Here is a 1,306-nt window from a genome sequence, read left to right on the forward strand (position 1 = left end):
CTGTTGCGCGGCGCTTCCGTGATGGCGCTTTCCGTTGCCATCGCCTCCGGCCTCGCCCTGCCACAAGCCACAAACCCAGCCAAAGCCGATGATTTGCAGGGCTATCATGGAGCGTTTGGGGCGACAGTGACAGTGAACTTTAAATTGCTGACGCTCGGCGGTTTCGGCAACGGGGGAAGTGGGCATTCCGGATCTGGTGATCCAGCTTCAGTTACTCCCATTCGTGGCGCTGTCATTGATGGCGTCGGCGCGGACGGTTGGGGTATAATAGACCATGCAACCTCGAATCCCGTTTACGGCGGGATCGGCGGACAGGTCGGCGGCACCAGCGTCGGCAGCGGTGCGATGGCAATCAGTGGTTTTGCCGGCGGGGATGGAACAGTGGGCTTTGACCACGCAACGGGGTCTTTCACCTATTACGTAGGTACTGGTGGTGGCGGTGGTGGTGCCGGGCTTTTTCTGAACGGGGGGGCCGGTTCCACACTCACGGTTGGGTCTAACGTCACCGGTGGCGTGGGTGGCGCCGGAGGCGGTCTGACCGCTGATGATGTTACCGGGGCCGGCCCAGATAACCTCGTTGTAATGTCATACGGCGGCGGCGGCGGTGGCGGCGGTGCCGGCATCATCTTGCGTGGTACGAATACGACACTGTCCAACACGGTGGGTTCTTCCATCACCGGTGGCACCGGTGGTGCCGGTGGCGGGCTGGGAGAAGGCCTTGATCCAAATTTCGAGCCTGGGTTTAACAATGGAGTTTTCTACGCTGTACAGCGAGGCGGCGGCGGCGGCGGCGGCGGCGACGGCATTGTGGTGGAGCAGGGTGCAAGCTTCACCAATCTTGGCACCGTGACCGGCGGCAAGGGCGGCGCTGGCGGGAAGGCGAGTTCCATAAATGGCAACGTACCAAACGATGGCTATGCTGGCTCTGACGGCGCTGGCATACGCATTGGCTCGGATACGCATGTGATCAACAATGGCACCATTGCCTATGGCGGTGATGGTCATGGCTCTGTGTATTATGATCCGGCGGCGCAAACAAAAGCCACCGAAGTTGTGAATGCGGTTGAAATTGTCGGCGACCACAACACATTCGAGATCTGGGGCAAGTCGCAGATCACGGGCAATGTCGTTGCAGCCAAGGGCACAAAGAGCAACAGCCTGGTGCTGGGCGGCGCGGATAATGGCACCATTGACGGCGGGCAGCTTGGCGGCAGCGCGGCCTATGCAGGCAAGACGCAATATCAGGGTTTTGCCTCCTATACCAAGGATGGCACCAGCACCTGGACGATGACGGGTGTGGTCGCAG

The 1,306-nt window shown here is 60.6% G+C and carries 1 pseudogene; it reads left to right on the forward strand.

Going from position 1 to position 1,306, the window contains the following annotated elements:
• Positions 1-1,306, forward strand: a pseudogene (locus tag FIC94_RS22540) (hypothetical protein); the annotation flags it as partial.

This window comes from Ochrobactrum teleogrylli (assembly GCF_006376685.1).
GTDB classification, from domain to species: domain Bacteria; phylum Pseudomonadota; class Alphaproteobacteria; order Rhizobiales; family Rhizobiaceae; genus Brucella; species Brucella teleogrylli.